The sequence below is a fragment of the Enterobacter sp. BNK-14 genome, from assembly GCF_047456095.1.
Lineage (GTDB): Bacteria > Pseudomonadota > Gammaproteobacteria > Enterobacterales > Enterobacteriaceae > Enterobacter > Enterobacter kobei.
Genome location: NZ_CP179897.1, coordinates 4,251,638 through 4,265,254 on the forward strand (window position 1 = coordinate 4,251,638; position 13,617 = coordinate 4,265,254).

General features: G+C 57.5%; 11 protein-coding genes. 10 read left to right on the forward strand and 1 reads right to left on the reverse strand.

The window, feature by feature from the left end; genetic code table 11:
• The first annotated feature begins 128 nt into the window (after positions 1–128).
• The 9 genes from mntR (at position 129) to ACMGGM_RS20220 (ending at position 10,782) form a co-directional block, all read left to right on the forward strand.
• A complete protein-coding gene (gene mntR / locus ACMGGM_RS20180; RefSeq protein ID WP_014169260.1) occupies positions 129–602 on the forward strand; it encodes a manganese-binding transcriptional regulator MntR in 474 nt (157 codons plus the stop codon).
• The gene (locus ACMGGM_RS20185) at positions 599–1,708 is read left to right on the forward strand and encodes an anion transporter (protein WP_023332471.1); all 1,110 of its coding nucleotides are present in this window, start codon (positions 599–601) and stop codon (positions 1,706–1,708) included. The genes mntR and ACMGGM_RS20185 overlap by 4 nt, the downstream gene beginning before the upstream one ends.
• Positions 1,709–1,809: 101 nt before the next feature.
• Positions 1,810–2,904 carry an HlyD family secretion protein gene (locus ACMGGM_RS20190; protein ID WP_014883112.1) on the forward strand — a complete coding sequence of 365 codons (1,095 nt, stop codon included), beginning with the start codon at positions 1,810–1,812 and terminating at the stop codon, positions 2,902–2,904.
• Positions 2,901–4,472: a DHA2 family efflux MFS transporter permease subunit gene (locus tag ACMGGM_RS20195; protein ID WP_045134221.1), complete on the forward strand. Its 1,572-nt coding sequence runs from the start codon at positions 2,901–2,903 to the stop codon at positions 4,470–4,472. Before ACMGGM_RS20190 ends, ACMGGM_RS20195 begins: the two co-directional genes overlap by 4 nt.
• Positions 4,472–5,995: an efflux transporter outer membrane subunit gene (locus ACMGGM_RS20200; RefSeq protein WP_023332473.1), complete on the forward strand. Its 1,524-nt coding sequence runs from the start codon at positions 4,472–4,474 to the stop codon at positions 5,993–5,995. The genes ACMGGM_RS20195 and ACMGGM_RS20200 overlap by 1 nt, the downstream gene beginning before the upstream one ends.
• Positions 5,996–6,097: 102 nt before the next feature.
• On the forward strand, positions 6,098–7,138 hold the full coding sequence (locus ACMGGM_RS20205) for an aldo/keto reductase (RefSeq protein ID WP_014883115.1): 1,041 nt from the start codon (positions 6,098–6,100) through the stop codon (positions 7,136–7,138).
• 161 nt (positions 7,139–7,299) lie between these two features.
• Positions 7,300–8,676 (forward strand): glycoside hydrolase family 1 protein, encoded by a 1,377-nt coding sequence (locus ACMGGM_RS20210; RefSeq protein WP_023336963.1) that lies wholly within the window; start codon positions 7,300–7,302, stop codon positions 8,674–8,676.
• A gap of 51 nt (positions 8,677–8,727) precedes the next feature.
• Positions 8,728–10,050 carry a PTS sugar transporter subunit IIC gene (locus tag ACMGGM_RS20215; protein WP_014883117.1) on the forward strand — a complete coding sequence of 441 codons (1,323 nt, stop codon included), beginning with the start codon at positions 8,728–8,730 and terminating at the stop codon, positions 10,048–10,050.
• Between the two features lie 15 nt (positions 10,051–10,065).
• The gene (locus ACMGGM_RS20220; RefSeq protein ID WP_014883118.1) at positions 10,066–10,782 is read left to right on the forward strand and encodes a GntR family transcriptional regulator; all 717 of its coding nucleotides are present in this window, start codon (positions 10,066–10,068) and stop codon (positions 10,780–10,782) included.
• A 41-nt stretch (positions 10,783–10,823) separates the two neighbouring features.
• Here ACMGGM_RS20220 and ldtB read toward each other — a convergent pair whose 3' ends face one another.
• Positions 10,824–11,744 (reverse strand): L,D-transpeptidase, encoded by a 921-nt coding sequence (gene ldtB / locus ACMGGM_RS20225; protein WP_014883119.1) that lies wholly within the window; start codon positions 11,742–11,744, stop codon positions 10,824–10,826.
• A gap of 222 nt (positions 11,745–11,966) precedes the next feature.
• Between ldtB and ACMGGM_RS20230 the strand changes: the two genes are divergently transcribed.
• The gene (locus ACMGGM_RS20230) at positions 11,967–13,562 is read left to right on the forward strand and encodes an ABC-F family ATPase (protein ID WP_014883120.1); all 1,596 of its coding nucleotides are present in this window, start codon (positions 11,967–11,969) and stop codon (positions 13,560–13,562) included.
• Positions 13,563–13,617 lie beyond the last annotated feature (55 nt).

Consider the following 13,617-nt stretch of genomic DNA (forward strand, 5'->3'; position numbering starts at 1 on the left):
AGATATAGCACAGGCTATATTGTATAGCTATGGCTATTTCGTTAATTTTTTGTGCTTGCAGAGGGATGGTTTACAATGTGCGCTCTCGATACCGGGCGCTGGAAGCGTCACCCCACTGAGGAAGTACAATGAACCGTCGCGCAGGTAAGCCAACAATCAGAAAAACGACGCAGCTGGTGAATGTTGAAGAACATGTCGAAGGGTTTCGCCAGGTCCGTGAAGCGCACCGTCGTGAACTGATTGATGACTATGTTGAGCTGATTTCCGATCTGATCCGTGAAGTCGGGGAAGCGCGGCAGGTCGATATGGCCGCCAGACTGGGGGTATCACAGCCGACAGTGGCTAAAATGTTAAAACGTCTGGCTTCGGTGGGCTTAATTGAAATGATCCCCTGGCGCGGTGTATTTCTGACGCCGGAAGGGGAGAAGCTTGCGCAGGAGAGCCGCGAGCGTCACCAGTTGGTCGAGAACTTTTTACTGGTACTGGGCGTTAGCCCGGAGATTGCCCGCCGGGATGCGGAAGGAATGGAGCACCACGTAAGTGAAGAGACGCTGGTGAAGTTTCGTGAATTTACCCTTAAATACGGTCCCTCCGCTGAATGAAAATCCCCGGACTGCATGCCCTGGCACGCGATCGTTTCTTCCATCTCTTATTAATCATTGGCGCAGGGTTAAGCCTCTTTGTGCCGTTTGCGCCCCGCGCCTGGGTTGCCGCCATTGACTGGCGCACCATCATTACCCTGAGTGGGTTAATGATGCTGACCAAAGGGGTTGAGCTGAGCGGCTATTTTGACGTGCTGGGCCGTAAAATGGTGCGCCGTTTTGCCACCGAGCGCAGGCTGGCGCTGTTTATGGTCTTCTCCGCTGCGGTGCTGTCGACGTTTCTGACTAACGATGTGGCACTGTTTATCATCGTGCCCCTCACGCTGACGCTACGCAGGCTTTGCGAGATCCCGGTCAGCCGGCTGATCATCTTTGAAGCGCTGGCCGTGAACGCCGGTTCTCTGTTGACCCCTATCGGCAACCCGCAAAATATCCTGCTCTGGGGGCGGTCCGGCCTGTCGTTTGCCGCCTTTACCTGGCAGATGGCCCCGCTGGCACTGGTGATGATGCTGTCGCTACTGGCGGTATGCTGGTTTGCTTTTCCGGATAAAAAACTGCAGTACCATAGCGGAACCGCGGGCCCGCAGTGGCAGCCGCGTCTGGTCTGGAGCTGCCTCGGGTTGTACATCGTCTTTCTCATCGCGCTGGAACTGAAGGTTGAGCTGGCGGGTGTACTGCTGGTCGCCGCAGGCTTTGTCGTGCTGGCACGCCGGGTGCTGGTGAGCGTGGACTGGACGCTGCTGCTGGTCTTTATGGCGATGTTTATTGATGTGCATCTTCTTATCCAGCTTCCGGTGCTGCAAAACGTGTTGCACAGCGTCAGCACGCTGTCTCAGCCGGGTCTGTGGCTGACGGCCATTGGCCTGTCGCAGTTTATCAGCAACGTGCCTTCCACCATTCTGCTGCTCAACTATGTTCCGCCTGACACCCTTCTGGCCTGGGCGGTGAACATTGGCGGGTTTGGGCTGCTGCCCGGCTCGCTGGCAAACCTCATCGCCCTGCGTATGGCCAGCGATCGTCGTATCTGGTGGCGCTTCCATCTCTGGTCCCTCCCCATGCTGGTGTGGGCTGCGGCGATCGGTTTCGGATTATTCCTTCTCATATAGTGCGCAATTTGTCAGTTTTTCCTGGCAAACGTATAGCAACGTCCTAGCTTTAGTGAACGGCATAGTGTGATGCCGCTCACTGACAGGACCGTTGCTGAACTATGGCTGAAGATCAAAAAACGCCTGCTGACGAGCAGGAAAACAACAATAATGAACGTAAGCGACCGGGCAAAAAACCGTTAATTATCCTCGGCATTGTCGTGGTAGTGATGGTTGTCGTGGCGCTGGTCTGGTGGTTTTTAACCCGTAACGAAGAGACAACTGACGACGCCTTTACCGATGGCGATGTGGTGACGATTGCCCCCAAAACGGCGGGCTATGTCACCGGGCTGCACGTGCGCGATAACCAGCGCGTTAAAAAAGGCGATCTGCTGGTGGTTATCGATCCACGCGATACCACCGCCCAGCGCGATCAGGCTCAGGCTCAGCTTGGACTGGCTATCGCGCAGCTCCATCAGGCCCAGGCGCAGCTGGCGCTCTCAAAAGTGCAGTATCCTGCCCAGCGTGACGAAGCGAAAGCGCAGGTACTGAAAGCGCAGGCCGATCTGGCGAACGCGCAGGCGGAGTACCGTCGTCAACGCGGCGTCGACCCGCGGGCGACCACGCAACAAAGTATTGATTCTGCGAACGCACAGCTGCGCAGCGCACAGGCTGCACTGGCCAGCGCCCAGGCGCAGCTGGAAGTGGCGGAGCAGGTTCAACTGCAAATTCGCCAGCAGGAAACCAACGTTGAAGCGCGTGAGCGTCAGGTCGAGCAGGCGAAAGCGCAGCTCGAAACGGCCAATCTGAATCTCTCCTACACCGAAGTCCGCGCCCCGTTCGACGGCTTTGTCACCAAACGCAACGTGCAGCCCGGGACGCTGGTGCAGGCGGGCACCGCGCTGTTCTCACTGGTTTCCCCTAACGTATGGGTGGTGGCGAACTTTAAAGAGTCCCAGCTTGAACGCATGAAGCCCGGCGATAAGGTCACCGTCTCCGTGGATGCGTGGCCGGATATGGAACTTGAGGGCCACGTCGACAGTATTCAGCAGGGCAGTGGCTCACGCTTCTCCGCTTTCCCGGCAGAAAATGCCACCGGCAACTTCGTCAAAATTGTGCAGCGCGTGCCGGTGAAAATCGTGATTGATAAGGGACTCGACCCGAATAAACCGCTGCCGCTGGGGCTGTCGGTGGCGCCGAAGGTGACAGTGGAATGACGGATCATAGCCACGACAGCTGGAAACCCGCCAGTAACCCGTGGGCGGTGGCGATTGTTGTCACCCTGGCGGTGTTTATGGAAATTCTGGACACCACCATCGTTAACGTGGCGCTGCCGCACGTCGCGGGTTCGCTCTCCTCCAGCTATGACGAATCGACCTGGGTTTTAACCAGCTATCTGGTGGCGAACGGCATCGTGCTGCCCATCTCGGCGTTTCTGAGCCGGGTGTTTGGCCGCAAGCAGTTCTTCTTAATCTGCATTGTGATGTTCACCGTCTGCTCGTTCCTGTGCGGGATCGCCACCGAGCTGTGGCAGATCATCCTGTTCCGCGTGATGCAGGGCTTCTTTGGCGGCGGGTTGCAGCCTACCCAGCAGTCGGTGCTGCTCGACTACTTCAAGCCGGAGGACCGGGGCAAAGCGTTTGGTCTCTCCTCTATTGCGATTATCGTTGCGCCGGTGCTCGGCCCGACGCTCGGCGGCTGGATCACCGACAACTACTCCTGGCGCTGGGTGTTCTTTATCAACATCCCGGTGGGGATCGTCACGGTACTGGCGATCTATCAGCTGCTGGAAGATCCGCCGTGGGAGAGTAAATCGAAAGAGAAGCTAACCATCGACTGGACGGGGATCGGGCTGATCGCCTTAGGGCTCGGTTGTTTGCAGGTGATGCTGGACCGGGGAGAGGATGAAGACTGGTTCTACTCAAACTTTATCCGCACTTTCGCCGTGCTGACGCTGATCGGTATCATCGGCGCGATCTACTGGCTGGTGTATGCCAGAAAGCCGGTGGTGGATCTGTACTGCCTGAAAGACCGCAACTTCGCGATCTCCAGCCTGTTAATGGCTGGGATGGCGATGATTTTATACGGCAGCTCGGTGGTGATCCCGCAGCTGGCGCAGCAGGATCTGGGCTATACCGCCACCTGGTCCGGGCTGGTGCTGTCGCCCGGCGCGGTGCTGATTGTACTCACCATCCCGCTGGTGCTGAAGCTCATGCCGGTGGTGCAGACGCGCTGGATTATCGCCTTTGGCTTTACCTGCCTGGCGGCATCGTTCTTCTGGTCACGTACGCTGACGCCGGATATCGACTTCGAAACTCTGGTGCTGTTCCGCAGCGCTCAGTCGATTGGGCTGGGGTTCCTGTTTGTGCCGCTCACCACGATTGCCTTCATCTCGATACCGAGACGGCTCAACGCCGACGCGGCGGCGCTGTTTACCATGTTCCGCAACGTGGCGGGCTCGATTGGGATTTCGCTCTCGACGGCGGCCATTACCGAGCGCTCGCAGGCCCATAGCGCGCATCTGGCGTATCACGCTTCACCGTTTAACGAGCAGTTTCAGCAGGCGATACGCGAAAGCGCCCAGGCGATCCAGAACTTCACGACTCAGGTGGGTGACCCAACCGGCATTGCCACCGGGCGGATGTACCAGACCATGATCGAGCAGTCGCGCTTCCTGGCCTACATCGACGTCTTCACCCTGCTGAGCGTGGTGGCCTTGTTACTGATTCCGTTTTGTTTGTTGCTCTCGCCGGTTAAGAGCGAGGGGAGTGCAGGAGCACATTGATGATACACAGACGTTTACACCCCCTGATGATAATGCTGCTGCTGGCTGGCTGTGCCGTGGGACCGGATTACCAGCCACCCGCACCGCCGGCCGTCACGCACTGGAACGATAAGGGCGACAGCGGCGTGAAATCGCAAACCATCTCCGCTGCGACCAACCCGCGCTGGTGGAAAACCTTCGGCTCGCCGCAGCTCGATAGCCTCGTTGAACGGGCTATTGCCGGAAACCTGACCCTGCAGCAAACGGTGCTACGCATTGCCGGGGCACGTGAACAGATTAATCAGGCAGGCGGAGCATTTTTCCCGTCGGTTAATGGCAATCTACAGGCGACGCGCCAACAGCTCGGGCTGGAAGGCGAGCTGAAATCCCACGGCGTGTATGACCAGCTGGATAATGTCGATCCAGCCCTGCGGGGCGCGTTAGGCCCGCTGACGCAGCCGATCAACCTCTACCAGGGCAGTTTCGACGCCCAGTGGGAAATTGACCTGTGGGGCAAGGTGCGCCGTCAGGTGGAAGCCGCGGAAGCCCAGCAGAAGGCGGCTATCGAGCAGCGTAACGACGCGCTGGTGTCGCTGGAAGCGGAAGTGGCGCGGGCGTGGCTACAGCTGCGCGGCGCGCAGAGCATTATCGCCACCCTGAATACCCAGATTGAGAGCGCGCAGCAGACGCTGGATCTCACCGAAAGCCGCCAGCGCGGCGGGCTCTCGCCACAGATGGACGTAGAAAATGCCCGGGCGCAGCTGGGAAATCTGGAAGCGCAACTGCCGCAATATCAGGCGCAGGCGCGGCAGGCGATGAACGGCCTGGCAATCCTCCTCGGCAAGCCGCCGGGCGCTTTGGATGCCGAACTCCAGTCAGCGCAGCCAATGCCTGCGCTACCGGATATCGTGCAAACGGGCATTCCGTCCACGCTGGCGCGCCGTCGTCCGGACGTGCGTGAGGCGGAGGCGAATCTTCATGCCGCCACGGCGCAAATCGGCGTCTCGGTGGCCGAGCTGTTCCCGAGCTTTACCCTCTCCGGGCAGTTTGGCCTGCGTAACAGCGAAACCAACTGGCTGACCGACTGGAGCAGCCATTTCTACAGCTTCGGCCCGCAGGTTTCTATTCCAATTTTCCAGGGCGGACGACTGGTCTCCAGCGTGAAGGTGGCGCGCGCGCAGCAGGGGGCAGCGGTGCTGGACTATCGGCAGACGGTGCTCACCGCGCTCGGCGATGTTGAAAACGCGCTCGTCAGCTACCGCACCGACCAGCAGCGTGAAGCCGGCCTCGCAAAAACGATCGACGCCCTGCAAAACGCCTTTGACTTAGCCAGCGACAGTTACCGACAGGGCATCGCCAGCTTTATCGACGTACTGGATGCCCAGCGTCAGCTCGCCCAGGCTCAGCAGCAGCGCGCTCAGGCGCAGGTACAAAGCGCGCTCGACCTGGTGGCGCTCTACAAGGCGCTTGGCGGCGGCTGGGAGCCGTATCAGCAGGTGCAGCTCCCGGATTACAGCGTCTTTGGCGACGCCCCGCGCGGATAAATTCAGAGGATTGGGCAAGAAACGGACAGGAACGCCACATTCGCGATGACAGAGGGGCGGGTATAACTAACTGGCACCCATTCGACATGTGAGGAATGACTTATGCGTTATCAAAAACTGGGCAACACCGGTCTGTTTGTTTCTGAACTCTGCCTCGGAACCATGACCTTCGGCGGGGAAGGCGGCATGTGGGGCAAGATTGGCCAGCTGCAGCAGAGCGAAGCCGAACAGCTGGTGGGCCGCGCGCTGGATGCCGGGATCAACTTTATCGACACCGCCGACGTTTACTCGGAAGGGCGCTCGGAGGAGATCACCGGCCAGGCGCTGAAGAACCTGAAAGTTCCGCGGGAGAACGTGGTGGTCGCGACCAAAGTGTTCGGTGAAACCGGCACCGCGGGCGTGAACTCGCGCGGCAGCTCGCGATATCACATCATCGGCAGCGTGAAGGAGAGTCTGCGCCGCCTGCAGCTGGATCATATCGATCTCTACCAGCTGCACGGCTTTGACCCTGCCACCCCCATTGAAGAGACGCTCCGTGCGCTGGATACCCTGGTACAGCACGGCCACGTGCGCTATATCGGCGTCTCGAACTGGGCAGCGTGGCAGATTGCCAAAGCGCTTGGCATCTCCGAGCGTCTGGGGCTGGCACGCTTCGCGTCTTTGCAGGCGTATTACACCATCGCCGGGCGCGATCTTGAGCGCGAGCTGGTGCCGATGATGCAGAGCGAAGGCGTCGGGCTGATGGTCTGGAGCCCGCTGGCGGGCGGTCTGCTGAGCGGGAAATACGATCGCAACGGGCAGAGCGAATCGGGCGGGCGCCGTCTGGAGTTTGACTTCCCGCCGGTCAATAAAGATCGCGCCTTCGACTGCGTGGATGTAATGCGCACGATTGCCGAAAGCAAAGGCGTCTCCGTCGCGCAGATCGCGCTGGCGTGGCTGCTTCATCAGAAAGCGGTAACTAGCGTGATCGTGGGCGCGAAACGCGTCGATCAGTTGAATGACAATATCGCCGCAACCGGGATCCGCTTAAGCGAAGACGAGCTTAAAAAGCTTGATGCCGTCAGCGCGTTGCCGGGGGAATACCCGGGCTGGATGCTTGAGCGCCAGGGGGAATATCGTCGTAACCAGCTTGCACAGCAATAACCGTCCTCTCCCCGGTGGCGCTTCGCTTACCGGGGCTGCTTTCCGTAGGCATTATTTCAATCCATCTCACAAAAAACGATCCTCCCCTTTGATCCCCTTTTCATCTTCGCCTATATGACTAGTCATGAAATTTAAAATGACTAGTCATATAGGGAGAGAGCATGAATACATCGCTGCCAGCCAATTTTTTATGGGGCAACTCGGTCTCCAGCATGCAGACGGAAGGGGCATGGAACGAGGGCGGAAAGGGCATGTCGGTCTACGACATTCGTGAAGCCGGGGAAAATATCTCCGACTGGAAAGTGGCGACCGACTCCTACCACCGCTACAGGGAAGATTTCGACCTGATGCAGGATCTGGGCATGAACTGCTACCGCTTTCAGATCTCATGGAGCCGTGTCTGCCCGCAGGGTGATGGCGCGTTCAACGACGAGGGGATCGCGTTTTACGACCGCTTTATTGACGATCTTATCGCGCGCGGCATCGAGCCGATGATCTGCCTCTATCACTTCGATATGCCGTTGGCGCTGGCGCAGGAGTACAACGGGTTTAACGATCGCCGCGTGATGGAGGCCTTTATCCGCTACGGCAAGAAGATGATCGACTGCTTTGGCGACCGGGTGAAGTACTGGCTGACCTTCAACGAGCAGAACATTTTCCATATGCCGGAAGCCTTCCGCATTTCCGGTTACCTGAAAGGGGAGCAAACCCTTCGCGAGCTCTATGAGTTACAGCACCATGCGATGGTGGCGCATATGTCGCTGACCGAGTATCTGCACCAGACCAAACCGGGCCAGCTGATGGGCGGCATGCTGGCGCACCAGTTGATTTACCCGGCGACCTGCAAACCGCGCGATATCTTCTGCGCCCAGCAGTACGATGAATTCCTCAACCAGAACCTGCTGCGCGTTTTTGCGGGTCAGGGTTACAGCCCGGCGGTGATGGCGGTGGTGGAGCAGGAAGGCTTTGGCGATATCTACCGCGACGAAGATTTAGCGCTGCTGGCGCGCACCAAAAACGACTTTATGGCCTTCAGCTATTACGCCAGCAAAACGCTGGACAGCGATGCCATCCCGGAAGGCACGCCGGTCAACTATTACCTGCTACACGGTGAGAAAAATAACCCGTACCTGAAAGCCACCGAGTGGAACTGGCAGATCGACCCTATGGGCTTTCGCACCATCATCACCCGCTACGCCAACGACTGGCGGATGCCGGTCTTCCCGATTGAAAACGGTATTGGCGTGATTGAGTCCTGGGACGGCGTCAACCCGATTGAGGACACCTACCGCATCGACTACCACCGGGCGCATATCGACGCAATGAAAGCGGCGATGTTCGAAGATGGCGCAGAGGTCATCGGCTACCTCGGCTGGGGGTTAATCGACATTCTCAGCTCCCAGGGCGACATGCGTAAGCGCTACGGCGTGGTCTACGTCAACCGAGAAAACCACGACCTGAAAGACCTGAAGCGCGTGCCGAAGAAAAGCTACGCCTGGCTGAAACAGGTCATTCATACCAACGGACGCGAGATGTAAGCCGTACGCTGCCGGGCCGTTTTTGTGACTGATTGATGGGAACTATCCGCTATGTCTGAAACAAAAATCACACCGCATATGCAGTCCTTTGTCGATAAATTTGTTGAGTTCTCGGCGCGCCTGGCAAACCAGGTGCACCTGCGCTCCCTGCGCGATGCCTTCGCCACGGTGATGCCGATTTTCATCCTCGCCGGTCTGGCGGTGCTGGTGAACAACGTGGTGTTCCCGTGGATTTTTGACGGCGACACGCTCACGCAGTTTAAGGTCTGGGGGGAGGCGATAATCAACGGCACGCTGAATATCGCCGCGCTGCTGCTGGCCCCGATGATTGCCTGGTCGCTGGCGCGCAATAAAGATTTCGACAATCCGGTCTCGGCAGTGGTTATCGCCGTCAGCAGTTTTATCATCATGATGCCGATGCGCCTGCAGTTGACGCCCGTCGGCAGCGAGACCACGGTGAACGTCACTCAGGTACTGACGTTCGCCAATATCGGCTCTACCGGGATTTTTGCCGGAGTGCTGATCGGGCTACTCTCAACGGAGCTGTTTATTGCCATTTCGCGGCTCAAGGCGCTGCACATTTCGCTGGGGGAAAATGTGCCTCCGGCGGTGAGTAAATCCTTTACCGCGCTGATCCCAACCATTCTGACATTGTCAGTATTTGCCGTGCTGGCAGCACTGCTGGCAAACGTGCTGCACACGGACCTGATCCATCTCATCACGACCTTTATCCAGCAGCCGCTGCGGCTGATCAACACCAGCCTGCCAGGAACGATTTTTATCTACAGCTTCGGTAACTTCCTGTTCACGCTCGGGATTCATCAGTCGGTGGTCAACAGCGTGGTACTGGAACCGTTCCTGCTGATCAACACCAACGAGAACATGCTGGCCTTTGCCAATGGCCAGCCCATCCCGCATATCATCAACAACATCTTCGTGCCGACGTTTGGCATGGTGGGCGGGACGGGCAGCACCATTTCGCTGCTGATCGCCATCTTTATCTTCTCCCGGCAGAAGTCGGCGAAGCAGGTGGCGCGCCTGTCGCTGGCGCCCGGTTTATTCAACATCAACGAGCCGGTGATTTTTGGCCTGCCGATTGTCTTTAACCTGCCGCTGATGATCCCGTTTGTGCTGTTGCCCGCGATTGGCATTTACGTTGCCTGGCTCTGCACTACGCTGGGGTTAATGTCGCGCTGCGTGGTGATGATCCCGTGGACCACGCCGCCGATTCTGAGCGCCTGGCTGGCCACGGCAGGGGACTGGCGGGCGGTGGTGGTGCAGTTGGCAATCATTGTTTTTGGTGTATTCTTCTACCTGCCTTTCCTCAAGATTGCCGAGCGAGTGGCGTTGAAAAACAGCGGGATAGAAAACTAACTGAAAGGAAGGACGATGGCGGCGAAGTACATCACCATAGCGCGGGAAATTAAAAAACGCATTATCAGCCAGCAGTACGCCGCCAACGAACCCCTGCCGGACCAGTTTGCGCTGGCAGCGGAGTTCAGCACCAGCCGGATGACCATCCAGCAGGCGATGCGCCAGCTGATTGTCGAAGGTCTGGTTTATACCCGTCAGGGGCAGGGCACCTTTATCCGCAAAAACTTCCTTCAGCTTTCCCAGTGGGATCTCTCCGGCAGCGACTATTTTGGTGCCACCAAAACCTGGGAACATCTGGGTACGGTCACGAGCCAGGTGGTGCATTTTGAACTGCGCTTCCCGAACGAGAAAGAGCAGGCGTCGCTGATGATTAATGCCGATGCGCCGGTCTATGATTTTATTCGCCTGCGTTTATTAAACGGTGAACCGATGTCGCTGGATTCAACGGTCATGCCGATGACCCTGGTGCCCGGCCTGACGAAAAGCCATCTTGACGGTTCGGTGTTTCAGTATGTTCAGGAGACGCTGGGGTTGAAAATTATGGGGTCATACAGGGTGGTGCGGGCGCTAAAACCCAATGCGCTGGACAGGCAACATCTGGTCTGCGAGGAAACCGATCCGGTGCTGGAGGTGGAGCAGGTCATTTATCTGGAAGATGGCACGCCGCTGGAATATGCCCACTGCCACTATCGGTACGACCACGGCGGGATAGTTATCGTGAATAACGGGTAAAAAAAAGCGGGCATCGAAGCCCGCTTTTTTAATGCTCGTTATTAGTTCAAACGCACCGGCATACCGGAGCGGTTCTGCACGGCCTGGTCAACGATGGTCGTTTCCACGTCAGGCTGTGAAGTCACCGCCTGCACCGCGCTGTTCAGCGTAACAGGGACGACTTCGTTGTTGTTGATCTGGTCTTCGCTGGTAGACAGCGGGTTGTGCACTTCAATGTAACGGCTACCGTCTGGCTCAGTGGTGGCTTTTACCGGTTCGTTAATGAACTGCACGCGCGTACCGACCGGCACGTTTTCGAACAGGAACTTGATGTCGTCGTTACGCAGACGCACGCAGCCGTGGCTTACGCGCAGGCCGATACCGAAGTTGGCGTTGGTGCCATGAATGGCGTACAGACGGCCAATGTACAGCGCGTACAGACCCATCGGGTTATCCGGGCCGGCTGGCACAACGGCTGGCAGCGGTTCGCCGGCAGCGATGTATTCTGCGTGCATTTTGGCGGTAGGGGTCCAGGTTGGGCCCGCTTTCTTACGCTCAACTTTGGTGGTCCAGTTCATTGGGGTGTCTTTACCCAGCTGGCCGATACCAATTGGCAGCACGATAACGGTGTTGGTGCCTTTCGGGTAGTAATACAGACGCATTTCGGCGCTGTTAATGACGATACCTTCATGAACGGTATCCGGCAGGATCAGCTGCTGAGGAATATTCAGTACGGTACCCGCTTTTGGCAGATACGGGTCAACGCCCGGGTTTGCTTCCAGCATGTTGGACAGGCCCAGCTGGTACTGTGCGGCGAAATACTCCAGCGGCTGAGAGTTACCTTCTGGTACCGTCACCACCTGGTTTTCGCCCACCAGACGGCTTCCGTCTGTCGGCAGGGGATACGTCACCGCAGACGCGGTCTTACAAAAACCTACTACGGCTAACGCCGCCGCAAAAAGCGTTGTTAATTTCATGTTCATGTTGTGCGAGGTATCTAAGCCATTCAGGCGATGAGTTGATAAGTCTGAATCTATGATGGGAGCGCATTATATGTGCATTCCCGCTCGCAGGGAATTCAGATGTGTACGAAATCACATTTTTTTCGATTTTGTTAAAGTTTAGTGGATTGCCGCAACACGGGATCTCAATTCGGAATTGTGGCATAATGCCGTGTTTATCACACTTTTCGCAGGAATCTCCCCGTGTTAGTTACCAGCAACGTCACTATGCAGTTTGGCAGTAAGCCGCTGTTCGAAAACATTTCCGTCAAATTTGGCGGCGGCAACCGTTACGGCCTGATTGGTGCCAACGGTAGCGGAAAATCCACCTTTATGAAGATCCTCGGCGGCGACCTGGAGCCGACGCTTGGCAACGTGTCGCTCGATCCGAACGAGCGCATCGGTAAGCTGCGTCAGGATCAGTTCGCCTTCGAAGAGTTCACCGTGCTGGACACCGTGATCATGGGGCACGCGGAGCTGTGGGAAGTGAAGCAGGAGCGCGATCGCATTTACGCCCTGGCTGAAATGAGCGAAGAGGACGGCTACAAAGTGGCCGAACTGGAAACGCATTACGGCGAGATGGATGGCTATTCAGCTGAAGCGCGTGCGGGCGAGCTGCTGCTGGGCGTGGGCATTCCTGTTGAACAGCATTACGGCCCGATGAGTGAAGTCGCGCCAGGCTGGAAGCTGCGTGTCCTGCTGGCGCAGGCGCTGTTCTCTAACCCGGACATCCTGCTTCTCGACGAACCAACGAACAACCTGGACATCGACACCATCCGCTGGCTGGAGCAGACGCTGAACGACCGCGACAGCACCATGATCATCATTTCGCACGACCGTCACTTCCTGAACATGGTCTGTACGCACATGGCGGATCTGGACTACGGCGAGCTGCGCGTGTACCCGGGCAACTACGACGAATACATGACGGCTGCGACCCAGGCGCGTGAACGCCTGCTGGCCGACAACGCCAAGAAGAAAGCGCAGATTGCGGACCTGCAATCCTTCGTCAGCCGCTTCAGCGCGAACGCCTCTAAGTCTCGTCAGGCGACGTCCCGCGCCCGTCAGATCGACAAAATCAAGCTGGAAGAAGTCAAAGCTTCCAGCCGTCAGAACCCGTTCATCCGCTTCGAGCAGGACAAGAAACTGTTCCGTAACGCGCTGGAAGTGGAAGCCCTTACCAAAGGCTTCGATGAAGGTCCGCTGTTTAAAAACTTCAACCTGCTGCTGGAAGTGGGCGAGAAAATTGCCATTCTGGGTGCCAACGGCGTGGGTAAATCCACCATGCTGAAAACCCTGGTTGGTGAACTGCAGCCGGACAACGGCACCGTGAAGTGGTCAGAAAACGCGCAGATTGGTTACTACGCGCAGGACCATGAATACGAGTTCGAAAACGACCTGACCGTGTTTGACTGGATGAGCCAGTGGAAGCAGGAAGGCGACGACGAGCAGGCGGTGCGTAGCATTCTGGGTCGTCTGCTGTTCAGTCAGGACGACATCAAGAAGCCGGCGAAAGTGCTGTCCGGTGGTGAAAAGGGTCGCATGCTGTTCGGCAAGCTGATGATGGAAAAACCCAATATCCTGGTAATGGACGAACCGACTAACCACCTGGATATGGAATCTATCGAATCGCTGAACATGGCGCTGGAGATGTATCAGGGCACGCTGATCTTCGTTTCTCACGACCGTGAATTCGTCAGCTCGCTGGCGACCCGCGTGATCGAAATTACGCCAGAGCGCGTTGTGGACTTCACCGGTAACTACGAAGATTACCTGCGCAGCAAAGGTATCGAGAGTTAAAAAAAGCCGGGTGGCGGCTTCGCCTTACCCGGCCTACGTTCCATTCCCTCTCCCT